Raw genomic sequence first — 26,740 nt, 5'->3', positions numbered from 1 at the left:
CCCGGCGCCCGGCCAGCCCCCTCGCGCCCGCCGATGTCCGGGTCCCGCGTAAGCTGCACCCCACATGACGCTCCGCCTCCTCCACACCTCCGACTGGCACCTGGGCCGCTCCTTCCACGAGGCCTCGCTGCTCGACGACCAGGCCTGGGTCCTCGAGCGGCTCCTCGAGGCGCTCCGGGAGACCCGCCCGGACGCCCTGGTCCTGGCCGGCGACGTCTACGATCGGGCCGTGCCCTCCGCCGAGGCGGTGGCGCTGCTCGACGACACCCTCACCCGCATCGCCGCCCTGGGGGTGCCGGTGATCGCCATCGCCGGCAACCACGACTCGGCCGAGCGGCTCTCCTTCGGCTCGCGCCTGCTGGAGCCGAGCGGCGTCCACCTGCGCGGCGCCCTCGACCGGGTGGCCGCCCCGGTGGCCCTCCCGGGCAAGGGGTTCGTCTACGCGCTGCCCTTCGTGGACCCCGACGTGGTGCGCGGCCTCACCGGCGACGAGGGCCTGCGCGGCCACGCCGCCGCCACGGCGCGGGTGCTGGCCGCGGTCCGCGCCGACGCGGCCTCGCGCGAGCTCCCCTGCGTCCTCACGGCGCACGCCTTCGTCTCCGGCGCCACCGAGACCCCGGACAGCGAGCGGCCCATCTCGGTGGGCACCGCCGGCGCGGTGCCGGCCGAGGCGCTGGCCGGCTTCGACTACGTGGCCCTGGGCCACCTGCACGCGCCGCAGGAGGTGGCGCCCGGGATCCGCTACTCCGGCTCGCTGCTCAAGTACTCCTTCGCCGAGGCGGACCACACCAAGGCCGCCTGGCTGGTGGAGGTGGAGCGCGGCGCCGCCCGCGCCACGGCCGTGCCGCTCGGCCAGAAGCGCGACCTGCTGCGGGTGCGGGGGCGCATCGACGAGCTGCTGCGCCGCCCCGACCTCGAGCCCCGCCGCGGCGACCTCCTCGAGGTGACGCTCGACGACCCCGGCTACGTCTTCGACGCCCTCCACCGGCTGCGGGCCCGCTTCCCCAACGTGCTGAGCGTGATCCGCTCCGAGCTCTCGGCCGGCGGCGAGGGCAGCTTCGCCGAGCGGGTGGGCGGGGCCGGCCACGACGACCTGGCCCTCTTCCGGAGCTTCGTGGAGACCGTGGCCGGCGGCCCGCCCGACGCGGCGCAGGAGGCCTGCTTCGCCGCCGCGCTCGACGCCGTCACCGGCAGGGAGCGTGCGTCGTGAGGCCACTCCACCTCGAGCTGACCGCCTTCGGCCCCTACCAGCGGACCCAGCCCATCGACTTCGCCGCGCTCGGCGGCAGCGACCTCTTCCTCATCCACGGCCAGACCGGCGCCGGCAAGACCTCCATCTTCGACGGCATCACCTACGCCCTGTTCGGCGAGCTGGCCGGCACCCGCGGGGTGGACCGGCTCCGCGCCGACCGGGCGGCCAGGGACCAGGCCACGGTGGTCACCTTCCGCTTCGCCATGGGGGCCGACGAGTACCGGGTGGAGCGGTCGCCGGAGTGGGAGCGGCCCAAGAAGGTGGGCAGCGGCACCACCACCGCCATCGCCACCGCCAGCCTGTGGCGCGCCGGGGTGGCGGCACCGCTCGCCACCGGCCCCGGCAAGGTGACCGAGGCGGTCGAGGGGCTGCTCGGCATGGACGTGGACCAGTTCACGCAGGTGGCGCTGCTGCCGCAGGGCGAGTTCAAGCGGCTCCTCTGCGCCGACTCGGCCGAGCGGGAGACGCTGCTCCGGAAGCTCTTCGCCACCGACAAGTACACCCGGGTCGAGGACCTGCTCGTCGAGCGGAAGAAGGCGCTCGACGCCCGGGGAGCCCGGCTCAAGGAGCGGCAGGCCGAGGTCTCGGGCGGCGAGCCCGCCGAGGCGCTCGAGGCCAGGCTGGCCGCCGCGGCCGAGCAGGCCGTCGCCGCCGCCGCCGCCGAGGCGACGCAGCGCCAGCAGGACCAGGCCGCGCTCGAGGTGCTCGGCGAGGCCGAGCGGCTCCAGGCCCGCTTCCAGGAGCGGGAAGTGGCGCGCGCCGAGCAGGGTCGCGCCCTGGCCGAGGCCCCGGCGCTGGAGGCCGATCGGGCCCGGCTCATGCGGGCCGAGGCCGCCGAGCGGGCCCGCGCCGGGCTGGAGCAGGCGGCCCGCGCCGAGGTGGAGCAGGCCGCACGCGGCCGCGACCAGGCCGCCGCCGCCGGCGCGCTCGCCGCCGCCACCCTCCAGCTCACCGGCGCGGCCACGGCCCACGCCGCCGCGGAGGCCGAGGCCCCCGAGCGGGCCCGGCTGACCGCCCGCGCCCAGGTGCTCGAGCAGGCGCTGCCGGCCCTGACGCGGCTCACCGCCCTCGACCGGGCCCTGGCGGGGGAGCGGGCCGCCGCCGCGAGGGCCGGCGCCGAGCTCACCCGGGCCGCCGCCGCCTTGGCCGAGGCCGAGCGCCGCCCTGTCTCCCTGGAGGCCGAGGCCGTGGGGCTCAGGCCCCTGGCCGCCCAGGAGGGCCCACGCGCCGAGGAGGCCGCCGGGGCGCAGGGCGCGCTGGCCGCCGCCGGGGCCCGCGACACCACCACCGCCGCCGCCGTCGCCAAGGCCAGGGAGGTGGCCGTCGCCAGCCAGGCGCTCGCGGCGGTCCGCGAGCGGGCCGCCGGCGCCGCGCGCAGCGCCGCCGCGCTCGACGCCGCGCGCGAGGGCGGCCTGGCCGCCGAGCTGGCCAAGAAGGCGCTCCGGCCCGGGGCCCCCTGCCCGGTCTGCGGCGCCACCGATCACCCCGCCCCCGCCGCCGCCCACGGCGCCCTCCCCGAGAAGGCCGACGTGGAGGATGCCCGCGCCAAGGAGCGGGCCCTGGCCGAGCTGGTGGCCGCCACCGAGGCCGCCCTGGCCCGTCAGGCCGGGCTGCTCGCCGATCTCGAGGCCCGCGCCGGCGCCGCCACCGCGAGCGAGGCGCGCCCCGCCTCCCAGCTCGGGCCCCTGGCCGCCGCGGCCGCCCAGGCCCTGGCGGAGGCCCGCGCCGCCACCGCGCGGCTCGGCGCCCTGGAGGGCGAGCTCGGGCTGGCCCGGGCCGCGGTCGAGGCCGCCCGGGCCCACCGCGACGCCGCCACCGCCGCCGAGGGGGCCGCCCGGGAGGCGGCCGGCCGGACCGAGGCCACCCGCGCCGAGCTGGTCCGGCAGCTCGAGCAGGCCGGCGCCGGACCGGACGCTGGAGCGGAGCTGGCCCGCGTGCGCGCCGACCTGGCCGCGCGCGAGGCGAGGGCCCAGGCGAGCCGCGCCGGGCACGAGGCCGCCACCTCGCGGCGGGTCGCCGCCGCCGCCAGCCTCGCCGCCGCCGAGGCCGCGCTCACCCGCGCCCGCGCCGCGGCGGCCCAGGCCGGCGCCGCGGCCGCCGCCGCCTGCCAGGCCGAGGGGTTCGCCGACCTGGCCGCCTGCCAGGCCGCGCTCCTCTCCCAGCCGGACCGGACGGTGCTCACGGCCTCGATCGACCAGCGCGCCCAGCGGGCCTTCGCGGCCTCCAGGCGGCTCGGCGAGCTCGAGGCAGCGCTGGCCGGCCTGGCCGCGCCGGACGTGGCCCGGGCCCGGGCCGTCCGCGCCGCCACCGAGCAGGCGGCCCACGCGGCCAGCGCCGGGCGCGCCAGCCTCGAGGCCGAGGAGGGGCGGCTGCGCGCCCTCACCGGGCGGCTGGCCGCGCTGGCGGCCGAGCTCGCCGAGGTGGCGGCGGCGCTGGCGGTCGAGGGGCAGGTGGCCGAGCTGGTGCGCGGCAAGAACGCCAAAGCCATGAGCCTGCAGCGCTTCGTGCTGGCGGCGCGGCTGGAGGACGTGGCCTTCGCCGCCAGCCAGCAGCTGCAGGTCATGTCGCGCGGCCGCTTCCGGCTGCGCCACGACACCGCGGTGGCCCGCAAGAACTCGGCGGCCGGGCTCTCGCTGGTGGTGGAGGACTCGCACACCGGCGTGACCGACCGGCCGGTGGGCGCCCTCTCCGGTGGGGAGTCCTTCCTGGCCAGCCTGGCGCTGGCGCTGGGGCTGTCCGAGGTGGTGCTGCGCCGCTCCGGCGGGCGCCGGCTCGACTCGCTCTTCGTGGACGAGGGGTTCGGCTCGCTCGACGAGGCCACCCTGGACGTGGCCCTGCGGGCGCTCGAGGCGCTGCAGCAGCGCGGCCGGCTGGTGGGCGTGATCTCGCACGTCGCCGAGCTCAAGCGGCGCATCCCGGCCCGCATCGAGGTAACCGCCACCGATCAGGGGTCGGTGGCCACGGTCTGGCCGGCCTGACCGCTCCCTCCAAAGGACGGTTCGGACGTCCGAACCGATATCGCCTCGTTCGCCTGAACTCCCTGTCAGAGCCCGCTGCTAGCTTCCGCTCCCTCACCCAAGACGCCGGTGGCAAGCGCCGGCCACGCGAAAGGCAGCTCACCCATGGTCAACAAGGTCCTCCTCATCGGCAACCTCGGCAAGGATCCCGAGGTCCGCTACACGTCCGGCGGCCAGGCCGTCGCCAACCTGCGCATCGCCACCTCCCGCTCCTGGACCGACAAGCAGTCCGGCCAGCGCAAGGAGGAGACCGAGTGGCACGACGTCGAGGTCTGGGGGAAGCAGGCCGAGCAGTGCGGTGAGTTCCTCTCCAAGGGCCGGCAGGTCTACGTCGAGGGCCGGCTCAAGACCGACACCTGGGACGACAAGGCCAGCGGCCAGAAGCGCAGCCGGGTGAAGGTGGTGGCCGACACCGTCCGCTTCATCGGCGGCGGCGGCGGCGCCCGCGGCGGCGCCGGTGGTCCCGGCGGTCCCGGTGGTCCCGGCGGCGCCCAGCGTGGCGGCGGACAGGGCGGCGGCCAGGGTGGCCCGCCCGACGACATGGGCGGCCCGCCCCCCGGCTTCGACGACGGCGGCCACGGCGGCGGCGGCGGCGGCGGCGGGGACGACATTCCGTTCTAGGCCGCGCCAGGCCGAGTCCAGCGAGGTCAGGGGTGGGGGACGCCGAGTCCTCCGCCCCTTCTCACTTTGCTCCCGCCCCAGGCAGGACGCCCACCCTGCCGCACCCGCGCGGGACCACCCCCGTGCGCCGCCCGCGCGCCAGGGGCGTAGGATCTCCTCCAGGTGAGGGGAGGTCCTCCATGGCCACGCTCGAGTTCCGCCGCATCCTCTGCCCGGTCGACTTCTCGGAGGCCTCGGCCGGCGCGCTGCGGGCCGCCGCCGCGCTGGCTCGCCGCCACGGCGCCACGCTGACGCTGCTGCACGTCGACCTGATCCCCGGCTCGGCGATCCCGGAGGCGCTGTTCCCCACGCCGCCGGAGGTGGCCGGCCAGCTCGCCGCGCCGGCGGACCGGCCGCTGCTGGCCTGGAAGGCCGAGGCCGAGCGGCTGGGCGCCCCCCACGTGGCGGCGCTGCGCTCGGTGGGCCAGGCGGCGGAGGAGATCCTCGCGCTCGCCGGGCGGGAGCCCTACGACCTCGTGGTCATCGGCACGCACGGCCGCGCCGGCCTGGATCGCCTGCTCCTCGGCTCGGTGGCGGAGGAGGTGGTGCGGCGGGCCACCTGCCCGGTGCTCACGCTGGGGAGCGCGGCGGCCGCGGCGCTGGCCTGAGCCTCCCGCGGCCAGGCCGTCGCGTCAGGGGACGGCGGGCCGGCCGGCGACACCGCACCCACATCCCCTCCCCCGTGGCCAGGACGCGTCCTTGACCCGCGGTCGCCCCTCGGCCATCTATGGCCGATGCCAACCAGAAGGAAGTGGGCCCTCGTGCTCGGCGCCTCGTCCGGCTTCGGCGAGGCCATCGGCCTCGCGCTGGCCCGCGGCGGCCGCAACGTCTTCGGCGTGCACCTCGACCGCAAGGCGACCCTGCCCAACGTGGAGCGGATCCAGGCCGAGATCGAGGCGGCCGGCGGCCGCTCGGTCTTCTTCAACGTCAACGCGGCCGATCCCGAGCGGCGGGCCGAGGTGCTGGCCGAGGTGCGCCGGGTGCTGGCCGAGGCCGGCGACCCGGCCGGCGTGGACGTGCTGCTGCACTCCCTGGCCTTCGGCGCGCTCAAGCCCTTCGTCACCGAGGCCGAGGCCGACGCCATCACCCGCCCGCAGGTGGACATGACGCTCGACGTCATGGCCCACAGCCTCGTCTACTGGGTGCAGGACGTCCTCCGGGCCGGGCTGATGGCCCGCGGCAGCCACGTCTTCGCCATGACCAGCGCCGGCAGCCACCGGGTCTGGAAGTCCTACGGCGCGGTCTCGGCCGCCAAGGCGGCGCTGGAGGCCCACTGCCGGCAGCTGGCGGTGGAGCTGGTGAACCACGGCATCGCGGTCAACGCGCTGCGCGCCGGCGTCACCGACACGCCGGCCCTGCGCAAGATCCCGGGCAACGACAAGATGATCGACAACTGCCTGGCGATGCACCCCGCCCACCGGCTCACCACGCCGGCCGACGTGGCCGCGGTGGTGGTGGCGCTGGCCCGGCCGGACACCACCTGGCTCACCGGCAACGTGCTCGGCATCGACGGCACCGAGGACGTGGTCGGGTAGCGACCGCGGAGGCGGCGCTGCGGCACGGCCGCCGGGCGGTCCAGCCGGCCGGGCCACGGCCGGGCCAGCTCACCTCCCGCTGGCGCCCGGCGCGCCGGGCAGCGGCAGGTCGCCCGGCAGGTCCTTTCGGCCCCGGTCCTCGTCGGTCCGGTACCGGTCGTTCACCACCAGCTTCCCCTGGCAGTTGCCGCTGACCGCGTCGCCGTAGCGCGGCTCGGGCAGGTGGTCTGGCGCGTTGACGCCGGTGCCGGCGGCCCCGCTGCACAGCCGGGTGCGCGCCCGCCACCCGGAGGGGTCCGGCACGTAGTCGGTGTCGGGGAGCCGGCTGGAGACGAAGAGCCCGCGGTCGGCGTAGCGCATCAGGCAGGTGTCGACCCCGCTCGCCTGGCCCTGCTTGCCCAGCTCCCAGATGATGAGGCGCCCCTTGGCCAGCGCCTTCGAGCCCTCCGGCGGCGGATCGTCCGGCCCGAGCCGCCGGCCGGTGGCCTCGTCGAGCAGGGTGATGAAGCGCCCCTGCTCGATGGGCTGCCGCGTCTCCTCGTCAACCTCGACCCGGTACAGCGCCTTCCCGCCGTCCGGACCGTCCACCCAGCGCAGCACCACCGCCCGCCGGTTCCCCTCGCCGTGGTGGGTCAGGCCGGTGCCGTGGCCCAGCTCGTGCGCCACGTCGGACGCCCAGTCCTGGGCCGCGGTGGCGCTGGGGCTGGCCCCCGCGCCGCCCTTCGGCAGCTGGATGTGGTGGGAGGTGCGGGGCGGCCCGATGGCCACGTCTCCCACGTTGATGGGGTCGCTGCCCTTCGGCCCGGGCACGATGCGCAGGCCGTGCTGGTCCACCACGTGCGGCCCCTCGCTGAAGTGCCGGTTGACGACCCGGTCCTGGCCCAGCTCGGGGCAGGTCACCTGGTGCACCGCGAGCCCTGTGGCCACCTCGAAGAGGCCGATGCCGGGCCCGGCGAACTCGGTCTCGTCGCAGACGAAGAGGTCCTTCTTCCTGGGGTCGGTCTCGCGCCAGGCACCCTTCACCTGGAAGCCCCGGTACTCCTCGTAGAGGGTCAGGCCGTCGCCGGCGAAGCCGTTGCCCTGGGGCCTGTCGTCCTCGTCGTCGGCGCCGGGCCGGCCCATCAGGCCGTGCCGCTCCTGCCAGGCGTCGGCCACCCGGTTCTCGTCGTCGTCCTTCGGGATGGGCAGGGCCGCGCCCACCTTGCCCTCGCGCCCCTTCACCGTGACCGGCACCGGGCGCCCCTTCGAGTCCACCGCCGTCACCACCAGGCGCCCCCAGGCGCCGTAGTCGAAGCTGGAGACGGTGGCCCGGGCCTCGGCCACCAGCTCCCGGGTGCGGGCGGTGGTCTCGTCCAGCACCTCCAGCCCGGGGTTGCGGGCCGGGAGCAGGCGCAGGTCGGCGCTGGTGTCCGCCCGCTCGGCCGGACCGTTGTTGCAGACCCCCTTCTGCGACGAGACCCCCTTCAGCGTGAAGGTGAGCCGCACCTTCCGATCGCTCCGCGCCTCCCCGTCGCCGGAGGCCTGCACCCGGGCAGACACCGTGAGGTGGGCGGCCGGCTGGGCCGGGGTGGCCAGGTCGCCGCGCGGCCGCCAGTCCGCGTACCCTTCGGCCTCCACCAGCACCTCGCCCAGGTCCGGCAGCCTGGCCTTCAGGAGCAGGGTCAGGGTGAAGCGCGCCTCGGGCTCACCGGAGATGGAGATGGCCCGGCTGCGATCGAGCTCGCCGAAGGCGGCCAGGTCCTGGTCGGTCAGCTCGAAGGTGGACCAGGCGGCGTGCTGCGCCGGCGTCTTGTCGAGCGCGGCGTAGTGGGTGGCGCCGAAGAGGCCGTAGCCGCCGGTCTCGAGCACCGCGTCCGGCCGCACCACCAGCCGGGCGCCCGAGGCGGTGCGCTCCAGCTCGGCCAGCGGCGTGGACCGGCCGGGAGCGCCGTCGGTGGGGTCGTCCTCGACGGCGAACGGGGTGCGGACGGGAGGCGAGCCCGCCTCCACCGCCACGCCCCGGGCGGCGGCCCGCCCGTCGGGCAGGATCGCCAGGCTGGCGTCGGAGCCGGCGCTGTCCTGGCCGTGCCCGGAGCCGCCCACCCGGCAGAAGTGGAGCCGGGCGCCGCGGGAGAGCCCGCGCAGGCCGCGGGCGCGGGTGAAGAGGTCGCGGGAGCGGGAGGCCTTCTGCCCCGGCGCGGCGCCCGGCCGGGCCGCCGGCTGGGGCCAGTCGTCGCACAGCTCGTAGCGCTCCTGCACCTCGGAGCGGTACCAGTCCCCGCCCACCACGCCGCGCGCCTGGTGGATGAGCCAGAAGGTGGGCTCCTCCTCGGCGGCCAGGGCGGCGGGCGGGGCCAGGGCGCAGAGCCCGAGCAGGAGGGCCGCCGGGAGCACCCGGGTGGCGAGCGCCCTCCCGGGTGCGGCTGGCCCTGCGGGCGCCCGCCGCAGGGACGAGGCGTGGGCCGGCTGGTGCTGGGGCATGCGGGTGCTCCTCCAGTCGAGGATGCTACCGGCCCGGGCCATCCTGGGGCCAGTGCGAGCGGAACCGCGCCGCTGCGCGAGGGACCGCCACCCCCGCGCCGCTGCGGCCGCGCCACCCCGCGCCACCCCGCCGCCGCCGCGCCGTGGCCCCGGAGCAACCCACCGGACAGTGCGAAACAATGCCGCCACTTGACACCACACTGTTCCTGGAACTGAAATGACCTGGTGGACCGCCTGGACGCCATGGCCACCTTCGTCGCGGTGGCCGACCTGCGGGCCTTCGCCGCGGCGGCGCGCCGGCGCGGCCTCTCCCGCCCGGCCGTGACCCGGCAGGTGGCGGCCCTGGAGGCCCACCTGGGCGTCCGGCTCCTCACCCGCACCACCCGCCGCGTGGCGCTCACCGAGGCCGGGACCCGCTACCTGGCGCGGGCCCGCCGCGTGCTGGCCGACGTGACCGAGGCCGAGGGCGTCGCCCTCGGCGACCAGGGCGCGCCGGCCGGGCGCCTGGTGGTGGCCGCGCCCAACCTCTTCGGGCGGCAGCACGTGGCCCCGCTCGTGTGCGCCTTCCTGGCGCGCCACCCGGCGCTGGCCGGCGAGCTCCTGCTGGCCGACCGCGCCGTCAGCCTGGTGGAGGAGGGCGTGGACGTGGCGGTCCGCATCGGCCACGTCGGCGACCCGGGCCTGGTGGCCCGCCCGGTGGGCCGCACCCGGCGGGTGGTGGTGGGCGCGCCCGCCTACCTGCGGCGGCGCGGCACCCCGCGGCGCCCCGAGGAGCTGGCCCGCCACGAGCTGATCTCCTTCACCGGGGTGAGCGCCGGGCCGGAGTGGCGCTTCCGGCGGGACGGCGCCGAGGTGCGGGTGGCGCTGGCCCCGCGCTTCGTCACCAACAGCGCCGACGCCGCCCTCGGGTACGCCGAGCAGGGCGGCGGGCTCACCCAGGTGCTGGCCTACCAGGCGGCCGAGGCGCTGCGGGCCGGGCGGCTCCAGGTGGTGCTGGCCGGCTTCGAGCGGCCGCCGCTGGCCATCCAGCTCGTCACCCCGGCGGGCCGGCTTCCCTCCGCCGCGGTCAGGGCCTTCGAGCTGCAGCTGGCCCAGACCTGCGACTGGGAGTTCACGGCGCCCTGAGGGACCGGCAGGGGCCGGCGGGCCCGCTCAGGGCGTCGCGGTGATCGGCGCGAGCACCCAGGGCTCGAGGACCAGGCGGGCGTTGGCGCCTCGCGCCGCCCCGGGCGGCCCCCGCGTCACCGCCGGGGCGCCAGCCGCCTGGTCACCAGCGCCACCACCCGCCGGGTGGCCTCCACGTCCTGCGGGCTGGCCGCCCGGAGCGCCGACCGGATGGCGCCCTCCACGGTGTCCGCCGTGAGCCCCGCCACCCGCTCGCCGCCGGGGCCCAGCTCCAGCAGGAAGCGCCCGGCGTGGCCGGGCTGCGGCCTGCGGCGGATGGCTCCGCGCGCCTCCAGGCGGCGGGTCAGGCGGGTGACGGACGAGGGGTGGACGTGCAGCACGCGCGCCAGCCGGGCCGGGCTGATGGGCCCGAGCCGCTCGACCACCCGCACCAGCAGCCGCTGCGGACCGGTCACACCGTGGCGGGCCAGCAGCGCCCGGGAGCGCTGGTCGAGGGCCTGCTCCAGCGCCCAGAGCTCCTTCAGGAAGCCCAGCACCGCGCCGAGCGCCTCCACGTCCCCGTCCAGCGTGGGCGCCGCCCGGTCCGGGGTGGCGCCGGCCGCCTCGCGCAGCAGGCACAGCCGCTCCAGCAGCCGGTCCACGTCGGCGCGGCGCCGCAGCCAGTACCTGGCCCGGCTGGCCGGATCCCGCCCCACCCGCGCCATCACCGCCGAGATCTCCAGGCTGGCCCCGAACGCCGCCTCGTCGGTCACGTCGTCGCCGACGAACAGGACGCGCCTGGCGCCGGCCTCCTTCACCAGGCGCTGCAGGGCCGTCCCCTTGTCGCCGGCCTCGGCGGGCACCAGGTTCACGACCAGCTTCCCCAGCCCCACCGCCGCGCCCGGGAGGTCCGCGGTGGCGTCGTCGATGCGCGCCTCCGCCAGGCGGCGCGCCGGGCTGCGCCGGTAGTGCACCGCCAGGGCCAGCGGCTTGACCTCCAGGTCCACCCCCTCGAGCCCCTGGAGCCGCCGCGCCAGCACGGCCCGCCACCGCAGGATGGCGCGGCGCCAGGCGCGGTGCCGCTGCCCCTCGCCGGGCCACTCGGCGCCGTGGGAGCCCACCACCCAGCGCACCGGCGCGCCCTCCAGGCGCGCCCGCACGTCCTCCAGGGCCCGCCCGCTCAGGACCGCCACCGGGTAGAGGCGCGCCAGCCGCAGCAGCGCCGTGCGGGAGCGCACCGTCAGCCGGGCCGCGTCCCGGTCGGCCACGATGGGCGCCAAGGTCCCGTCGAAGTCGAGCACCACCAGGGTCCCGGGCCGCGCCAGCGAGCGCACCACCTGCTCCAGCCCCGGCGCCAGGAGCTCGCTCATCGCGCGCCGCCGCCCGACGAGAGCTTGGTCACCAGCCGCTCGCGCCGCCGGGTGCGGGTGGCGTCGAGCAGCATCTTGCCGGCCCAGCGGTAGACGTTGAGCTCGGAGACCAGCGCCCGCATGGAGCGCATCCGCTCCTCCTGCTCCAGGGCCGGCATGGCCAGCGCCGCGGCCAGCGCGGTGGCGGAGGAGTCGATGTCGTAGGGGTTGACCACCAGGGCCTCGGTGAGCTCGCGCGAGGCGCCGGTGAAGCGGGACAGCACCAGCACGCCGCGCTGGTCGTCGCGGGCCGCCACGAACTCCTTGGCCACCAGGTTCATGCCGTCGTGCAGCGAGGACACGTAGCAGAGGTCCGCCGCCCGGTACATGCGGAAGACGTCGGGCGGCTCGTGGTGGCGGCGCGCCAGCAGGATGGGTGACCAGCCCGGCCGGGCGAAGCGCTGGTTGATGCGCTGGGCCAGCGCCTCGACCCGCTCCCCGAGCGCCCGGTAGGCCGGGATGATGGCCCGGCTGGGGGCGGCCGCCTGCGCGAACCAGAAGCGCCCGTGGTACTCGGGCGAGCGCTCCAGCAGCCGCTCCACCGCCAGGAGCCGCTCCTCGATCCCCTTGGTGTAGTCGAGGCGGTCCACCCCCAGGCCCAGCAGGGCGTCGTCCGGGATGCCGAGCTCGCGGCGCACGGCCACCCGGCACTCGGCCACCGAGGGGGCGCCGTCGGCCCAGCGGCTCGGCCACTCGATGGAGATGGGGTACGGGCGCACCAGCGTCTCGCGGCCGCCCTGCACCACCGAGTGGCGCTCGCGGTCGAGCCGGGTCTCCAGGTAGCGGTCCACCGACTCCATGAAGTTGTTGCAGTGGGCCTGGGTGTGGAACCCCACGATGGAGCTGCCCAGCAGGCCCTCGAGCACCGCCCGCTCCCAGGGGCAGATGCCGAAGCGCTCGGCGTTGGGCCAGGGGATGTGCCAGAAGGTGAGGATGGTGGCGCGCGGCAGCCGCTCGCGCAGGTACCGGGGCAGGAGGGCGAAGTGGTAGTCCTGCACCAGCACGATGGGGTCGGGCGAGGTGGCCTCCTCGGCCACCGCCTCGGCGAACCGGCGGTTGACCCGCTGGTACTGCTCCCAGTCCGCCGAGCGGAACTCCGGGCGGGTGTGGGCCACGTGGCAGAGCGGCCAGAGCCCCTCGTTGGAGAAGCCGTAGTAGTAGCCCTGCTCCTCCGCCTCGGAGAGGCGCAGCCGGCGCAGGTCGTAGACCGGCCGGCCGGGCGGGACGCCGACGTGGTCCCTGGCGTCCACCACCTCGAAGTCGGCGTCGCCGCTGCCGTGGGCGATCCAGGTGCCGGAGCAGGCGCGCATGACCGGCTCCAGGGCCGTCACCAGGCCAGAGGCCGGGTGCGCCACGCGGATCCCGCCCTGGCCGTCGTGCTCGTGGATGTAGGGCTCGCGGTTGGCCACCACCAGGATGCCCTCGCCGCCCAGCTGCCGGCGCAGCACCAGCCGGAGCCGCTCCGGCGTCCAGCCGGCCTCGGTGCGCGACTCCTCCGCCGCCAGGCTGGCCACCAGGTCCCGCACGTCGGAGAGGAGCGGCTGGAAGTGGCGCGGCGTGGGGACCTCGGCGGCGCGGAAGGGCGCCAGCAGCACCTTTCGCAGCTGCGCCGTCCACGAGAGCCAGGAGAGCCGCGCCACCGCCGCCGCCGCCGCCGCGCCGAGCAGCCCGACCAGGGCGAAGGCCAGGAAGGTGTAGCGGCGCGTGGTGCCGGCCCGGCGATCCACGAAGGAGAGGTCGTGCACCAGCAGGAGCAGGCGCCCCTGCGGCTGGTCGTCGACGGGCATCACGGTGAGGTGGGTGCTGCCGGCGGGCCCGGCCACGGTGTGGTCCCAGCCCGCCTCGCCGGCCTCGCGCGCCTCCACCGGGAGGGCGGCGCAGCCCAGGCGGGCCGGGAGCCGATCGGTGGCGGCCTCCGAGCGGCCGTCGCGCCAGCACAGGGCGGAGCCCATGAGCCGCTCGTCGCGGACCAAGACGTCGAGCACCGCGCGCGCCTCCTGCTGGGAGGCCGCCCGCAGCGAGGGCCCGGCCGCCGAGACCGCCAGGCGGGCCCGCAGCGCCATGTCCCGCTCGGCCCAGACCCGGGCCTGGCGGTTGAAGAGCGCGGAGGCGCCCCAGGCCACCAGCGCCAGGCTGGCGACGAGGAGCAGCAGGAAGCGGAGGGCGGCGCGCATGGGCTGGGTTGCAGGTGCAACGTAGGTCGGATCGGGTGTAAGACGCCAGGCCTGGGAGGTCAACGCCATGCCGCGCCTCGAGGAGATCGGGCTCATCGGGAATGGACAGTTCGCGGCGCACGTGGCGGCCGACGGCGACGTCGTCTGGTGCTGCCTGCCCCGCTTCGACGCCGAGCCGGTCCTGGCGGGCCTGCTGGACCGGGAGCGGGGCGGTCGCTTCCGGGTCGGCCCGGCCGGGGGGGGGCTGGGTCGGCAGCACTACCTGCCCAACACCAACGTGCTGGTCACCGAGTTCGACGACGGCCAGGGCGCCTTCCGGGTCATCGACTTCGCGCCCCGCTTCGAGCAGCACCAGCGGGCCTTCCACCCCACCCAGCTCTTCCGCATCCTCGAGCCCATCCGCGGCACCCCCCGGGTCCAGGTCCAGTGCGAGCCGGTGCTGGGCTGGTCCGGCCGGCGCGCCGACCGCGTCACGGGCTCGAACCACGTCCGCTTCGAGGGGTTCCCGGCGCAGCTCCGGCTCACCACCGACGTGCCGCTCTCCTACCTGGCCGGCCAGCCCTTCACGCTGACCGGGCGGCGCCACCTGGCGCTCACCTGGGGCGCGCCCATCGAGGAGCCGCTGCAGCCGCTGGCGGACCGCTTCCTCGCCGAGACGTCGCGGTACTGGCAGCGGTGGGTCAAGGCCTGCGACATCCCGGCGGCCTACCAGGCCCAGGTGATCCGGTCGGCCCTGACGCTCAAGCTGCACTGCTTCGAGGACACCGGCGCCATCGTGGCGTCCACCACCACCTCCCTGCCGGAGGCCCCCGGCTCCGGCCGCACCTGGGACTACCGCTACTGCTGGCTGCGCGACGCCTTCTTCGTGCTCGGGGCGCTGCGCCGGCTCGGCTGCTTCGAGGAGCGCGAGCGCTTCACCCAGTGGCTCCTCGACGTGGCCGGCGGCTCGCCGGACCTCGACCTGCAGCCGCTCTACCGCATCGACGGCCGCTCGGACCTCGACGAGGCGCAGCTGGAGGGGTGGGCCGGCTACCAGGGGCACGGGCCGGTCCGCACCGGCAACGGCGCCGCCACCCACCGGCAGCACGACGTCTACGGCGAGACGGCGCTGTCGCTGGTGCCGGTCTTCCTCGACGAGCGGTTCCGCGACGAGCGCTCCGACGCCGCCCTCGAGCTGGTGGTGCGGCTGGCCCGCAAGGCCGTCCTGGTGGCGGGGACGCCCGACGCCGGCATCTGGGAGTACCGCAGCGAGTGGACGCCCCAGACCTTCTCCACGCTGATGAGCTGGGCGGCGGCCGACCGGGTGGCCGCCGTGCTGGAGCGCCGGGCCACCGGCAGCGGGGCCGAGCTGGCGGCCCAGGCCAGCCGCCTCCACGCCGAGATCCTGGCGCGCTGCTGGCGGCCGCAGCTCCCCGCCTTCGCCGCCTCCTACGCCACCGACGACCTCGACGCCTCGCTGCTCCTGATGGTGCCGCTGCGCTTCCTGCCGCGCGACGACCCGCGCCTCATCGCCACGGTGGACGCCATCTCGCGCACCCTGGGGCGCGGCGACTGGCTGGATCGCTACGGCCACGACGACGGCTTCGGCCGGCCCCAGGTGGCCTTCGTGCTCTGCACCTTCTGGCTGGTGCAGGCGCTGGCCGGCCTGGGGCGGGTGGAGGAGGCGCGGCGCCGGCTGGAGCTGGCCTTCGAGGCCCTCTCGCCGCTCGGGCTGCTCTCCGAGGACTTCGACCCGACGTCACGCCGGCTCTGGGGCAACTACCCGCAGGCCTACTCCCACGTCGGGCTCATCCACGCGGCCTTCGACGCCTCGCCGCGCTGGCCGGAGGTGCTGTAGCGGGCCTGACTTCAGGGCGTCACGGTGAGCGGCGGGAGCATCCAGGGCTCGAAGAACAGGCCGCCGTTGGCGCCCGCGCCGTCCGCGTCGCAGTAGGTCCAGCGCTGGCCGTCCGGGCTGAAGCGGTAGGCGTAGGCGTAGCTGCCAGGGGCCGGGGCGGAGAACGACGCCTGGTACTCGTCGTCGTTGCCGACCTGGACGTTGAAGCTGGCGGCCACCCAGGTCCAGCCGACCGCGTAGCGCGGGTCGCTGCCGGCCGGCCCGTGGCCGAGCTGGCCGACGAGGACCGACGGGCCCGGCGCCTCGGTGACCCCGGCCTCGAAGACCCGGCCGGAGACCGGCGGGCTGGTGGTGCCGGCCTGCAACGTGAGCGAGACCGGGACCTGGACGATGCAGAAGTCCATCTCCACGGTGGCGCCGCTCTCGTTCACCGCGCTCCCGGCGCAGCCGCAGGCCAGCGGCGGGCTGGACGACGTGCGGGGCACGGCCAGCTGCGAGGCCAGGTCGAAGGCGTTGTCGTCGGTGTCGCCGCAGCCGGCGCCGGCGCGCACCAGCGCCGCCCCCGCATCGGCCGGGGCCGTCGCCGGAGCCACCCCTTCCTTGCAGGAGACCGGCGCGCCCTGCGAGGTCCCGTAGCCGACGGCGTCGAGGAGCCCGACGGGGGGGCAGCCCCCGCTGGAGTTCGCCGTGGTCGTGGAGAGGAGCGTCACGATGCCGCCGGTGGCGGCCAGGCTCACGGGCGGGGCCAGGGCCAGGTCGGGCGCCGGCAGCGCCGCCCCGGTGGCGCCGGCGGCGCCGACCTGGATCAGCAGGTAGCCGCCGGACGGGATGCTGCCGGAGAGCGGCAGCACGGCCCAGGGGTTTCCCCAGGGGACCTGCAGCGACAGGCCGGCGAGCGAGATGGTGGACGGCGCGCGGTTGTGGAGCTCGACGTAGTCGGCCGCCCAGCTGGCGCCGGCGGCGCCGCCGCCCGGGTAGACCTGGCTCACCACCAGCGCGCTGCCGCAGCCGCCGCCGGCGGCCACCGTGAAGCCGGGGTGGACGAAGGGCTGGAAGGCCCCCACGGTGGACGACAGGAGCCCCTCGAGGGTGCGCACCTGGTAGGTGGCCGGACCGCCGAGCGGCAGGGCCGGCTTCAGGAGCAGGTCCCGGCTGCCGAAGAACGCGCTCCGGGCGGCGATGCCGAGGCAGGTGGAGAAGCCGTCGGCGGAGAGCTGCACCGAGCCGGTGCAGGGGCCGGCGGCCGCCTGGAAGGTGATGGAGGCGAGGTCGAGCGGGGCGCCGAAGGTCAGCGTGATGGCGGTGCCCGGGACCACGTCGGCCGCGCCCGACGCCGGCGTGACGGAGGTGACCCGCGGCGCGCCGCAGACGCCGGCCACGCAGGCGCCGCTCCGGCAGTCGACGTCGAGGCGGCAGGCCAGGCCGGGGGCGCAGGCGGGGCAGGCGCCGCCGCAGTCCACGTCGGTCTCGGCGCCGTTCCTGACGAAGTCGCCGCAGGCCGGCGCGGCGCAGCGGGCCTGGGCGCAGACCAGGCTCAGGCAGTCGGCCGGGATGGCGCAGCTCCGGCCGTCGAGGCAGGCCGGGCACGGGCCGCCGCAGTCGAGGTCGGTCTCGAGGCCGTTCCTGACGGTGTCGCCGCAGCTGGGCGCCTGGCAGGCGTTGCCGGCGCACACCAGCGAGGCGCACTGGGCGCCGCTGGTGCACTCGACGCAGGCGCCGGCGCCGTCGCAGACCGTGCCCCCGCCCACCGCGCAGCTGGTGGCCGCCGGCGCGGGCGGGTTGGAGGGGGTCAGGCCGGTGCAGACGTCCAGCGTGCAGGGGTTTCCGTCCACCGGCACGTCGGCGGGGTAGGCCTGGCCGGCGGCGTTGCCGGCGCCGTCGCACAGCACGGCGCTGCAGTCCCCGGCCCCGAAGTCGCCGGCGAAGGTGCCGGCCGGCGCCAGGACCGTGCTGCAGCGCCCCGCCGTGCAGGTCGGGTGGGCGCACGGGCCGTCGACGCCGGCGCAGTTGGCGTCCACCAGGCACTGCACGCAGGCCCCCGCGCCGTCGCACAGGCCGGCGCCGGGGGCGGTGGTGCAGCCCGTGCCGGAGGCCACCGGCTGGTGGGAGGCCACCCCGCCGGCGCACAGATCCTGGGTGCAGGCCTGGCCGTCGTCCGGCAGGTCCGCGTCGAGCGGCAGCGTCACCTGGTTGCCCACCCCGTCGCAGGCGCTCACCCGGCAGTCACCCGCCACCTGGTCCTGGAGGGGCGTGCCCTGCGGGGCGAAGACCACGCCGCAGGCGCCGGCCAGGCAGGTGCGGGTGGCGCACTCGCCGTCGACCCCAGGGCAGTCGGAGGGGGCCAGGCACTGGACGCAGCGCCCGGCGCCGTCGCACCAGGCGCCGAGGTCCTGGACGCAGGGCTGGCCGGCGTCGAGCGGCGCGTTCGACGGCGCGCCGGCGTTGCAGGTGTCCTGCGTGCAGGCGTTGCCGTCCTCCGGCAGGTCGGCGTCGTCGCGGGCCGCGACCACGGCCCCCGCGCCGTCGCAGACCTGGGCCTGGCAGTCACCGGCCACCCCGGTGCCGAGCACCGTGCCGGCCGGACGCGGGGCGACGCCGCAGCCCCCCGCCAGGCAGGTGGCCACCCGGCAGCCGCCCGGCTGCGGACACTGGTCCACCGAGCTGCACTCCCCCGGGGTCGAGCTGCCGCAGCCCGCCAGGCCGAGCGCCAGGACCAGGAGGAGGGGCGCGGCGGTGCGGGCGAGGTGGCGGGCGCTGGCCATGGAGGCCTCCGGGGCGGTGGTCGCGGGGTGAGGCTCCGGGTCTTACCATACGCGAGGTGAAGTCGCGCCGGCGCTGGTGGCCGGCCGCCGCCAGCAGCGGCCGCCCTCCCGGGGGACGCCCCACCAGGGCGGGGCGCCCGGCCCCGGCGCCGGGCAGCCAAGGAGGGTTCCGCTCCCTCCCCACCACAGGACACGCCATGAACACCCTCACACGCCTCACGCTGGCCCTCGCGGTCTCGCTCTCGCTCGCCTCGGCCGGGTTCGCCGAGGACCAGCCCGCCGCCGCCGCGGATCCAATGGCCGGCTGGGCACCGCCGGTCCTGAAGCAGGAGAAGAAGGACCGCAAGGAGATCGAGGCGCTCCTGAAGAAGATGGAGACGTGCTCGACCAAGGGCGCCCTCGACGACGCCGCGGCGCTCATCGACTTCCCGGTCCTGATGGTGACGGACGACGCCAAGGGCGAGGGCACCGGGGAGCCCTGGAGCCGCGAGCAGTGGGTGCAGATGATGAAGCCGTTCTACGAGAAGCCCATGCCGCCCGGGTCCATGGTGCCGGGGAAGCGGACCATCGTGCTCCTCACCGACTCGCTGGCCCTGGTGGGCGCCGGGTGGACCATGGCCGCCGGGCCGAAGAAGGTGAGCGGGACGAGCGGCATGGTCCTGCTCCGCAAGGGCGGCGAGTGGAGGGTGAAGGCCATGGTCGAGGGTGGCTGGGGCGGGACGCCGATGCCCGGCGAGCCCGCCACGGCCCCGGCGAAGTAGGCGCGGGCGTCAGCCCCGCGGCGGCGCCGGTGGCACCAGCCGGACCAGCCCGGGAGCGGCCTTGACCACGGCGAAGCGCACCCCGGCGCGCCCCACGGCGGCGATCTCCGGCCAGTCCGGCCACCACAGGTCGGAGCGCCACCGGGTGGTCGCCACCAGGTAGTCGGCGCGGGACTCCTGGTCGGCCGGGACCACCGTGAAGTTCTCCGGCAGCTCCCCGGCCAGGACCTCCTGCGGGCCGACCACCGCCACGTGGAAGCGCAGGGAGGCGAGCGGCGTGCCCGACGCCGCCGCCACCGCCGCGGCGTGGTCCAGCACCGCCCGGGACGCCTCCCGGTAGGAGGTGATCCAGTACTCGGTGTCGAAGCGGCGCGCGCCCGCCGGCATCCCGCCGGCGAAGGCGTTCAGGTAGGCGTACTCGTAGGGGTGGAGCGAGGCCATCCTGGCCGTGGAGGGCGCCAGGGCGCCGAGCAGGGCGAGCGGCAGCGCCAGGCCGAGCGCCGCGTGCCTCCCGGCGGCCGCCGCCACCAGCCGCGACCAGAGGAGCCCGGCCAGGCAGGCCAGCGGCGGCAGCACGAAGAGGAAGTGGCGGCCGTTGTCGTAGAGCGTCGAGCCCATGGCCACCGCCCAGCCCACCGGGAACAGGGTCGCCAGGACGAGCAGGGCGAGCCCCGGCCGCAGGGCAGCGGCGGGGGCGCCCGGGTGAGGACCGCCGCGGCGCCAGGGCCAGCAGGTGAGGGCGCCCCAGCCGAGCGACGCGGCGAAGAGCACCACCAGCACCTCCGGCAACTGCACCGCGAAGAGCACCGGGAGGTAGCTCCAGGGGAGGTCGTTCGACCAGACCTCGCGCCCGTTCCAGAGCAGGGGACCGACCCACTGGAACTGGCTCGCCGCGCGGAGCGCCTCCAGCGGGATGGCCACCGGGCGCAGCAGCGCGGCCGGCCAGCAGACCAGCATGGCCGCCCAGGCGACGCCCCCGACCGCCAGCAGCGAGGCGGCCAGGCGCGGCGCGTGCGCCGTCAGGTCGCCCATCCGTCCCCCTCGGTGCTGGAGGGCGCCGCGAACGGCGAGGAGCAGCGCCAGGAGCAGCAGGTAGAGGAGGATCAGGGCCCCGCCGATCCGGACGCCCAGCGCCAGGCCGGTGACCAGCCCCAGCGCGAGGGTGGTCCCCGGGCGCGGCCTGGGGAACTCGCCGGCCCACCGCAGGCACAGGACCAGCGCCCAGGTGGTGGCCGCGGCGAAGGGGATGTCCTTGGCGTTGATGAACATGTGCCCGTACCAGGGCGCGCAGGCCGCCAGGAACAGCGCCGCCCAGGCGCCGGCCGCCCGCCCGCCGAGCCGGCCCGCCAGCGCCCAGCAGCCGGCGATCCCGGCCAGGCCGGCCAGCGCGTTGGCCAGGTGCCGGGTGTCGCGCGGCACCAGCGGGGAGAGGCCGACCAGCAGCTCGGCCGCGGCGTCGAAGGTGCCGCCGTAGAGGTAGAAGTTGTTGGTGGTCACCGCGGAGCGGTCCGCGCCCAGCGAGGCCAGGAAGCGCAGCACCGCCTGCCCGTACCAGCGGTTCTGCCAGCTCTCGTCCCAGGAGTAGCCGTAGTCGCGGAAGGTGGCGAGCACCAGCAGCCCGAGCAGGGCCGGGAGCAGCCAGCGGAGCCAGGCCGGCCGGGTCACGGCGGCGGCCCCGGCCGCTCGGCTCGGCGCAGCCGCCACCAGATCCGCACCATCTCCGCCAAGGTCGCGGCCACGTCGCGGCGCAGGCGCACCGCCGTGCCGTCGCCGGCCCGCCAGGTCACCGGCACCTCGACCACCCGGTACCCCCGGCGCACGGCCAGGGCCAGGCTCTCCATGTCGATGGCCCACCCGTCGGTGGTCGTCGCGGCCATGACCTCCCGGGCGACGACGCCGCGGAAGAGCTTGAAGCCGCAGTTGTAGTCGGCCAGCTCCACCCCGGTCATCGAGCGGCAGAGCCACAGGTACCCCGACCCCAGCGTCCGGCGCAGCCAGGGCTGCGGGCGCTCGATGCGCGCCGCCGGGCCGCGCCGGTCGCCGATCACCACGTCGGCCCCGCCGCGCAGGGCCGCCAGGAACGGGAGCAGGGTCTCCGGCGGCGTCGCCATGTCGGCGTCGCAGGTCAGGACCAGCTCGCCGGTGGTGGCGGCCACGCCGAGGCGGAGCGCCGCCCCCTTGCCGCGGTTGGCGGGCGACCGGACCACCCTGACCTTCGGGGAGCGGCCGAGCCTCTCGACCACCTCGGCGGTCCGATCGGTGCTGCCGTCGTCGACGACCAGCACCTCCCAGCCGCCGGCGTCGACCCGCTCCAGCACCGGCACCAGGCGGGCGAGGTGCACGGGGAGGGTCGCCTCCTCGTCGTAGGCCGGGATCACCACGCTGAGCATCCGGCGCATCATATGCCCCGTCGCACCCGCCCGGGGGCACCGCGAGCGGCCTGCGGCCGGGGCCGGCGCCGACACCTGTGATCCGGCTACTCGACGGTGAGCTCGGCCTGCTGCTGCGGCCGCTGGCGCCGGAGCAGGCCTCGCGGCGCCCCTGAGCCCCCGGCCGTGTGACATCTGCCCCGGGCCGCCACGATTCCGTTGCATCACCCCCGGCGGTGCGTGACACCCCGGCGACGAGGCGCGCTCCGGGACCAGCCGGCGCGCCACCCCGCCCATGCCCACGCCGCCCGCCAGCCCCCGCACCGCCGCCGCCCTGGAGGGCAGCGAGCTCCTCTGGCGGGCCGCCGAGTTCCTGGCGCTGTTCGCCGCGCTCCCCCTGGCGGTCCGCGCCGGCCTGATCCCGCTGCCCCGCCTGGTGATCCTGGGGCTGGTGGCGGCCGCGGCCGGCGCCGCGCTGCTGCGCGATCCCAGCTTCGAGGCCGGCGGGAGGTGGCTGGCCGGGCTGCGCTCCGAGGCCGGCGGCGTGGCGCTCCGCGCGGCCGCCGCGGCGCTGGTCATCGCGGGGCTGGTCCTCTGGCTCGCCCCCTCCAGCCTGCTGGTCCTGCCGCGCCGGGCCCCGCTCACCTGGGCGCTCGGGCTGGCGCTCTACCCGCTCCTGTCGGCCTGGCCGCAGGAGCTGCTCTACCGGGCCTTCTTCTTCCGCCGCTACGCGCCGCTCTTCCCCGGGCCGCGCGCCATGGTGGCCGCCAGCGGCGTGGCCTTCGCCCTGCTGCACCTGGTCTACCCCAACCTGGTGGCGCCGCTCCTCTCGCTGCCGGCCGGCCTGATCCTGGCCTGGCGGTACCAGCGCCACGGGCGGCTCGGGCCGGTCTGGCTGGAGCACTCCCTCTACGGCCTCCTGCTCTTCACCCTGGGGCTGGGCGACTTCTTCTACGACGGGCGCGGCTGAGCCGTTCGCCAGGGCGCCGCGCTGCTCAGCGCGCCGCCTGAGCCTTCCCGGTCCGGCAGGCGTCCCGCGCCGCGTCGAGGGCCAGCACCACCCTCCCCATGGCGCAGCGCAGCTCGGCCTCGTCCTGGAACAGGAACGGGGTGGAGAGCGCCTGCGGCTCCCGCACCACGTCGTGCAGCCCCACGCTAAAGAGCGCCGCCGCCTGGAGCTGGCCGATGCCGAGCTTGCGCACCATCTCGCCCTCGCTGCCCTGGGCGCCGCCCGGGTAGACGCGCACCTTCACCTCGCCACCCGATTCGGCCTCCCAGGCCTGGCCCAGCGCCTTGAGCAGGTCGTGCCAGGCCGAGCCGCTCGGGGCCAGGGTGGCCAGCTTCAGGGTCACCGCGGCCGGGGTGGGTCGCGGCGTTCCCGCGAGTGCCGCGAGCACCAGGGTGATCAGGAGGGAGCGGGGCATGCGCTCGGTGTCTCACGTGGTGCGCGCGCCCGCGTGGCGTCGCGGTGACGAATGTCGCCGTGATCCCGGGGGGCTGACCGGGCGCCCGGAGCCTGCGCAGCCCTTGCGCGCAAGGGCTGGCGCGCAGCCCTCCCAGGGCTTCGCAGCCCCCGGGGAGGGCACCGTGTCCACCGCACCCGAGAGGCCGCCTTCGTCACGCCGCCGTCACACGAGGTTGCTATAGGGTGCCCCTCGAGGTCCACCCCATGTCGACTCCCCGTGAAAAACTCTTCGCCTGCACCTTCACCACTCGTACGCGGACCATCCGCATGACCATCCGTGCCTGGGACGAGCGCCAGGCCGCCCTGATCTTCCGCGAGCTGCTCGACGACGACGGCGTGAGCCGGCGCGGGAGCATGGAGGTGGTCGATCCCCTCCACCGGCCGGTCCGCCGGCTCGAGCTGCACGCCGACCTCGGCTGACGCGCCACCGCTCCCGGACGAGGACGGCCGTCGGTCCGCGGGACCGACGGCCGCGCGCTTCGGTGCGTCGGGCCCAGCCTGGAGCCCCCGCGCCGCCTACTCCTCGGCGCGGCTCTTGGGGTGCCGCACGTCGGTGCCGCGCACCATGAAGATGACCATCTCGGCCAGGTTGGTGGCGTGGTCGCCGAAGCGCTCCAGGTGCTTGGCGACGAACATCAGCGAGGTGGCGCGCCGGATGGAGCGCGGGTCCTCCATCATCAGGCCCAGCAGCTCGTTGAAGATCTTGAGGTAGAGGGCGTCGAGGTGGTCGTCGCCCTTCAGCACCGCCTCGGCCTGGTCCACGTCGCCGGTCACGAAGGCGTCCAGCGCCAGCTTGAGCTGCGCCTCGGAGAGCTCGGCCAGCTTGACCAGGTCGTGCAGCGGCCGGAGCACCGGCGCCTGGGCCAGGTCGGCGGCCCGCTCCGAGATGTTGACCGCCAGGTCGCCCATGCGCTCCAGGTCGGTGACGATCTTGAGCGCGGTGGTGATGAAGCGCAGGTCGGAGGCGGCCGGCTGGCGCAGCGCCAGGATGCGGCGGCAGCTCTGGTCGATGGCCACCTCCATCCGGTTGACCACCCGGTCCTTCACCTTGACCTGCTCGGCCAGGGCGGCGTCGCGCTCCACCACCGCGCGCACGCTGCCGGCGATGGCGGCCTCCACCAGGCCCCCCATCTCGAGCAGCTGCTCACGCAGGGACTTCAGCTCGGCCTCGTAGGCCTTGTCGGTGTGCGTCTTGGCCATGTGGTGTGCGCTCACGCCCGGGAGCCTACCCGAACTTCCCGGTGACGTAGTCCTCGGTCCGCGTCTCGCGCGGGTTGGTGAAGATCTGCTCGGTGGGGCCCACCTCGACCAGCTCGCCCATGTAGAAGAAGGCGGTCTGGTCGGAGACCCGGGCCGCCTGCTGCATGTTGTGGGTGACGATGGCGATGGTGTAGCGGTCCTTCAGCTCGTGGATCAGGTCCTCGATCTTGGCGGTGGCGATGGGGTCGAGGGCGCTGGCCGGCTCGTCCATCAGCAGCACCTCAGGCTCGATGGCCAGGGCGCGGGCGATGCACAGGCGCTGCTGCTGGCCGCCCGACAGCCCCATGGCGCTCTCGGCCAGCCGGTCCTTCACCTCGTCCCACAGGGCGGCGCCCCGCAGCGACCGCTCGACCCGCTCGTCGAGGAGCTTCCGGTCCTTCTGGCCGGCCACCCGCAGCCCGTAGGCCACGTTCTCGAAGATCGACTTGGGGAAGGGGTTGGACTTCTGGAAGACCATGCCGACCCGGCGGCGCAGCTCCACCACGTCGAGGCTCCCCTGCAGCACGCTCTCCCCGTCCAGCAGCACCTGGCCCTGCATGCTGGCGCCGGGGATGAGGTCGTTCATCCGGTTGAGGGCCCGCAGGAAGGTGGACTTGCCGCAGCCCGACGGCCCGATCAGCGCCGTGACCCGGTGCTCCGTCATGGCCAGGGTGACCCCCTTCACGGCCACCTTGGGGCCGTAGGAGATCTGGAGGTCGCGCGCCTCCATCTTGGCGCGGGGCGGGGGGACGGTCTCGGGGCTCATGGGATCTCAGTGACCGCTGGCGGCGGCGCGGCGGCTGCGGATGCGCAGCACGATGGCGACCAGGTTGAGGGTGAAGGTGAGCGTGAGCAGCACCAGCACCGTGGCGTAGAGCAGCGGCTTGGTGGCCTCCACGTCGGTGGACTGGGTGGCCAGCACGTAGACGTGGTAGCCGAGGTGCATGAACTGGGAGAAGAAGCTGGTGGGCAGGTCGGGCAGGAAGTAGGCCACCCCGGTGAAGAGGATGGGGGCCACCTCGCCCGCGCCCCGCGCCACCGCCAGGATGGCGCCGGTGAGGATGCCCGGCACCGCCGAGGGCAGGATGACCCGCGCCAGGGTCTGCGACTTGGTGGCGCCCAGCGCCAGCGAGGCGTCGCGCCACTCGCGCGGCACGGCCCGCAGCGCCTCCTCGGTGGAGACGATGACCACCGGCAGGGTCAGGATGGCCAGGGTCAGCGCCGCCCAGATGAGGGCCGGCTGGCCGTAGGTGAGGGCCCCCTCGGCGGAGAGCGCCCGGTCCATGCCTCGCCCGACGAACTGGATGAAGAAGCCCAGGCCGAAGAGGCCGAAGACGATGGAGGGCACCCCGGCCAGGTTCTGCACCGCGATGCGCACCAGCCCGGCCAGGCGGCCGCCCTTGGGGGCGTACTCGTGCAGGTAGATGGCGGTGAGCACGCCCACCGGCATGACCGCCACGGTCATGAGCAGGGTGAGGATGGCGGTGCCGTAGATGGCCGGGAAGATGCCGCCCTCGGTCATGCCCTGGCTGGGCGCCTGGGTGAGGAACTCGAGCGAGATGCGGGTCCAGCCGCCGGCCACCACGTCCCACAGGATGAAGCCCAGCATGACGACGATCAGGGCGGCGGCCGCCCCGGTCAGGCCGGTCAGGCCGGCCCCGACGGCCTTGCGCGCGGAGAGGCTCACGTGGCCGCCCCCGACATGCGGCGCACCAGCCGGCCCACGACGAGAGCGGCCAGGCTGTTGAGGACGAAGGTGAAGAGGAAGAGCTCGATGCCGATGAAGAACAGCACCGCGTAGTGCCCACCGCCGAAGACCACCTCGCCCATCTCGGCGGCGATGGTGGCCGGCAGGGTGCGGATGGAGTCGCCGAAGGACCAGGTGGTCTGGGCCGCGTTGCCCGAGGCCATCAGCACGATCATGGTCTCGCCGATGGCCCGGCCGAAGCCGAGCACCACCGCGGCCAGCACGCCCGGGGCGGCCGCCGGCAGCACCACGCGGAAGGCGGTCTCCCAGCGGGTGGCCCCCAGCGCCAGCGAGGCCTCGCGGTAGCTGCCCGGCACCGCCGTGAGGGCGTCCTCGCTCACGGTGTAGATGACCGGGATGATGGTGAGGGCCAGCGCCAGGCCGGCGGTGACGGCGTTGAGGCGGGAGGTGAAGCCGAAGGCGGACTGCAGCCAGGTGGCCAGGACCACCAGGGCGAAGAAGCCCAGGACCACCGAGGGGATGCCGGCCAGCAGCTCGATGACCGGCTTGAGGACCTCGCGCAGCTTCGGCGGGGCGAACTCGGAGGAGAAGACGGCCGCCGCGATCCCCACCGGCACCGCCACGCTCATGGCCACCAGGGTGACCTTGAGGGTGCCGACGAAGAGCGGGATCATCGAGTACTTGGGGATGGCGCCGACCGGCTGCCAGGTGTAGGTGGCGGCCCGCCCGGCCCGCCAGACCTGCGGCAGGAACATGCGGCCGAGGTCGGTCTCCTTGGCCAGCTCCGGGTTCGAGAAGAGCGGCAGCGCCTCGCGCGCCACGAAGACGAAGATCAGGACGACGGCGGCGATCCCGGTGAGGGCCACGAGCGTGACGCCGAGCTCGATGGCCCCCTCCCGGAACTGCCGCCGCCGGATGGTGCCGAGCGGGCTGGCCGCTCCATGCAGGGTCTTGGTCATGGCCGTCACGGGCGCGTGATCTCTCAGGT

At 76.1% G+C, this 26,740-nt stretch carries 21 protein-coding genes; 10 read left to right on the top strand and 11 right to left on the bottom strand.

The window, feature by feature from the left end; translation table 11 throughout:
* Window positions 1-64 precede the first annotated feature (64 nt).
* The 5 genes from IPO09_03130 (at window position 65) to IPO09_03110 (ending at window position 6,464) form a co-directional block, all read left to right on the top strand.
* Window positions 65-1,210 carry an exonuclease SbcCD subunit D gene (locus tag IPO09_03130; GenBank protein ID MBK9516346.1) on the top strand — a complete coding sequence of 382 codons (1,146 nt, stop codon included), beginning with the start codon at window positions 65-67 and terminating at the stop codon, window positions 1,208-1,210.
* Window positions 1,207-4,230 carry an SMC family ATPase gene (locus IPO09_03125; GenBank protein ID MBK9516345.1) on the top strand — a complete coding sequence of 1,008 codons (3,024 nt, stop codon included), beginning with the start codon at window positions 1,207-1,209 and terminating at the stop codon, window positions 4,228-4,230. Before IPO09_03130 ends, IPO09_03125 begins: the two co-directional genes overlap by 4 nt.
* 144 nt (window positions 4,231-4,374) lie before the next feature.
* Window positions 4,375-4,890 carry a single-stranded DNA-binding protein gene (ssb, locus tag IPO09_03120; GenBank protein MBK9516344.1) on the top strand — a complete coding sequence of 172 codons (516 nt, stop codon included), beginning with the start codon at window positions 4,375-4,377 and terminating at the stop codon, window positions 4,888-4,890.
* Window positions 4,891-5,069: 179 nt separating this feature from the next.
* A complete protein-coding gene (locus IPO09_03115; GenBank protein MBK9516343.1) occupies window positions 5,070-5,537 on the top strand; it encodes a universal stress protein in 468 nt (155 codons plus the stop codon).
* Window positions 5,538-5,663: 126 nt separating this feature from the next.
* Window positions 5,664-6,464 (top strand): SDR family oxidoreductase, encoded by an 801-nt coding sequence (locus IPO09_03110; protein MBK9516342.1) that lies wholly within the window; start codon window positions 5,664-5,666, stop codon window positions 6,462-6,464.
* A 69-nt stretch (window positions 6,465-6,533) separates the two neighbouring features.
* Here the strand turns inward: IPO09_03110 and IPO09_03105 are convergent, their stop codons facing one another.
* The gene (locus IPO09_03105; protein ID MBK9516341.1) at window positions 6,534-8,924 is read right to left on the bottom strand and encodes a hypothetical protein; all 2,391 of its coding nucleotides are present in this window, start codon (window positions 8,922-8,924) and stop codon (window positions 6,534-6,536) included.
* Window positions 8,925-9,149: 225 nt separating this feature from the next.
* On the opposite strand from IPO09_03105, the gene IPO09_03100 reads away from it, so the two are divergent.
* Window positions 9,150-10,049: a LysR family transcriptional regulator gene (locus tag IPO09_03100; protein ID MBK9516340.1), complete on the top strand. Its 900-nt coding sequence runs from the start codon at window positions 9,150-9,152 to the stop codon at window positions 10,047-10,049.
* 116 nt (window positions 10,050-10,165) lie between these two features.
* Here the strand turns inward: IPO09_03100 and otsB are convergent, their stop codons facing one another.
* Both otsB and IPO09_03090 read right to left on the bottom strand, forming a co-directional pair.
* On the bottom strand, window positions 10,166-11,398 hold the full coding sequence (otsB, locus tag IPO09_03095) for a trehalose-phosphatase (protein MBK9516339.1): 1,233 nt from the start codon (window positions 11,396-11,398) through the stop codon (window positions 10,166-10,168).
* Window positions 11,395-13,611, bottom strand: a complete 2,217-nt coding sequence (locus IPO09_03090) for a trehalose-6-phosphate synthase (GenBank protein ID MBK9516338.1) — start codon at window positions 13,609-13,611, stop codon at window positions 11,395-11,397. Before IPO09_03090 ends, otsB begins: the two co-directional genes overlap by 4 nt.
* A 67-nt stretch (window positions 13,612-13,678) precedes the next feature.
* Between IPO09_03090 and IPO09_03085 the strand changes: the two genes are divergently transcribed.
* The gene (locus tag IPO09_03085) at window positions 13,679-15,448 is read left to right on the top strand and encodes a glycoside hydrolase family 15 protein (GenBank protein MBK9516337.1); all 1,770 of its coding nucleotides are present in this window, start codon (window positions 13,679-13,681) and stop codon (window positions 15,446-15,448) included.
* 11 nt (window positions 15,449-15,459) lie between these two features.
* Here IPO09_03085 and IPO09_03080 read toward each other — a convergent pair whose 3' ends face one another.
* Complete coding sequence (locus IPO09_03080; protein ID MBK9516336.1) at window positions 15,460-18,210, bottom strand: Ig-like domain-containing protein; 2,751 nt, start codon at window positions 18,208-18,210, stop codon at window positions 15,460-15,462.
* 197 nt (window positions 18,211-18,407) lie between these two features.
* Here IPO09_03080 and IPO09_03075 point away from each other — a divergent pair, with 197 nt between their 5' ends.
* A complete protein-coding gene (locus tag IPO09_03075) occupies window positions 18,408-18,971 on the top strand; it encodes a nuclear transport factor 2 family protein (GenBank protein MBK9516335.1) in 564 nt (187 codons plus the stop codon).
* Between the two features lie 9 nt (window positions 18,972-18,980).
* On the opposite strand, the gene IPO09_03070 is transcribed toward IPO09_03075, so the two are convergent.
* Together IPO09_03070 and IPO09_03065 are read right to left on the bottom strand one after the other, a co-directional pair.
* Window positions 18,981-20,636: a glycosyltransferase family 39 protein gene (locus IPO09_03070; protein ID MBK9516334.1), complete on the bottom strand. Its 1,656-nt coding sequence runs from the start codon at window positions 20,634-20,636 to the stop codon at window positions 18,981-18,983.
* A complete protein-coding gene (locus tag IPO09_03065) occupies window positions 20,633-21,361 on the bottom strand; it encodes a glycosyltransferase (protein MBK9516333.1) in 729 nt (242 codons plus the stop codon). Before IPO09_03065 ends, IPO09_03070 begins: the two co-directional genes overlap by 4 nt.
* A gap of 274 nt (window positions 21,362-21,635) precedes the next feature.
* On the opposite strand from IPO09_03065, the gene IPO09_03060 reads away from it, so the two are divergent.
* Window positions 21,636-22,310 carry a CPBP family intramembrane metalloprotease gene (locus IPO09_03060; GenBank protein MBK9516332.1) on the top strand — a complete coding sequence of 225 codons (675 nt, stop codon included), beginning with the start codon at window positions 21,636-21,638 and terminating at the stop codon, window positions 22,308-22,310.
* A 25-nt stretch (window positions 22,311-22,335) separates the two neighbouring features.
* Here IPO09_03060 and dctP read toward each other — a convergent pair whose 3' ends face one another.
* Window positions 22,336-22,764, bottom strand: coding sequence for a TRAP transporter substrate-binding protein DctP (dctP, locus tag IPO09_03055; GenBank protein MBK9516331.1), 429 nt, complete (start codon window positions 22,762-22,764; stop codon window positions 22,336-22,338).
* 308 nt (window positions 22,765-23,072) lie between these two features.
* On the opposite strand from dctP, the gene IPO09_03050 reads away from it, so the two are divergent.
* Window positions 23,073-23,225, top strand: coding sequence for a hypothetical protein (locus IPO09_03050; GenBank protein ID MBK9516330.1), 153 nt, complete (start codon window positions 23,073-23,075; stop codon window positions 23,223-23,225).
* Between the two features lie 96 nt (window positions 23,226-23,321).
* Here IPO09_03050 and phoU read toward each other — a convergent pair whose 3' ends face one another.
* Genes phoU through pstC form a run of 4 tightly spaced genes read right to left on the bottom strand, consistent with a single transcriptional unit; the run spans window position 23,322 to window position 26,711 of the window.
* On the bottom strand, window positions 23,322-24,005 hold the full coding sequence (phoU, locus tag IPO09_03045; protein ID MBK9516329.1) for a phosphate signaling complex protein PhoU: 684 nt from the start codon (window positions 24,003-24,005) through the stop codon (window positions 23,322-23,324).
* Window positions 24,006-24,030: 25 nt separating this feature from the next.
* A complete protein-coding gene (locus IPO09_03040) occupies window positions 24,031-24,774 on the bottom strand; it encodes a phosphate ABC transporter ATP-binding protein (GenBank protein ID MBK9516328.1) in 744 nt (247 codons plus the stop codon).
* 42 nt (window positions 24,775-24,816) lie between these two features.
* Window positions 24,817-25,731 carry a phosphate ABC transporter permease PstA gene (gene pstA, locus IPO09_03035; protein MBK9516327.1) on the bottom strand — a complete coding sequence of 305 codons (915 nt, stop codon included), beginning with the start codon at window positions 25,729-25,731 and terminating at the stop codon, window positions 24,817-24,819.
* On the bottom strand, window positions 25,728-26,711 hold the full coding sequence (gene pstC / locus IPO09_03030) for a phosphate ABC transporter permease subunit PstC (protein MBK9516326.1): 984 nt from the start codon (window positions 26,709-26,711) through the stop codon (window positions 25,728-25,730). Before pstC ends, pstA begins: the two co-directional genes overlap by 4 nt.
* Window positions 26,712-26,740: the final 29 nt, after the last annotated feature.

Source organism: Anaeromyxobacter sp., assembly GCA_016718565.1.
Taxonomy (GTDB): domain Bacteria; phylum Myxococcota; class Myxococcia; order Myxococcales; family Anaeromyxobacteraceae; genus JADKCZ01.
This window is presented reverse-complemented; position numbering and strand designations above follow the sequence as displayed.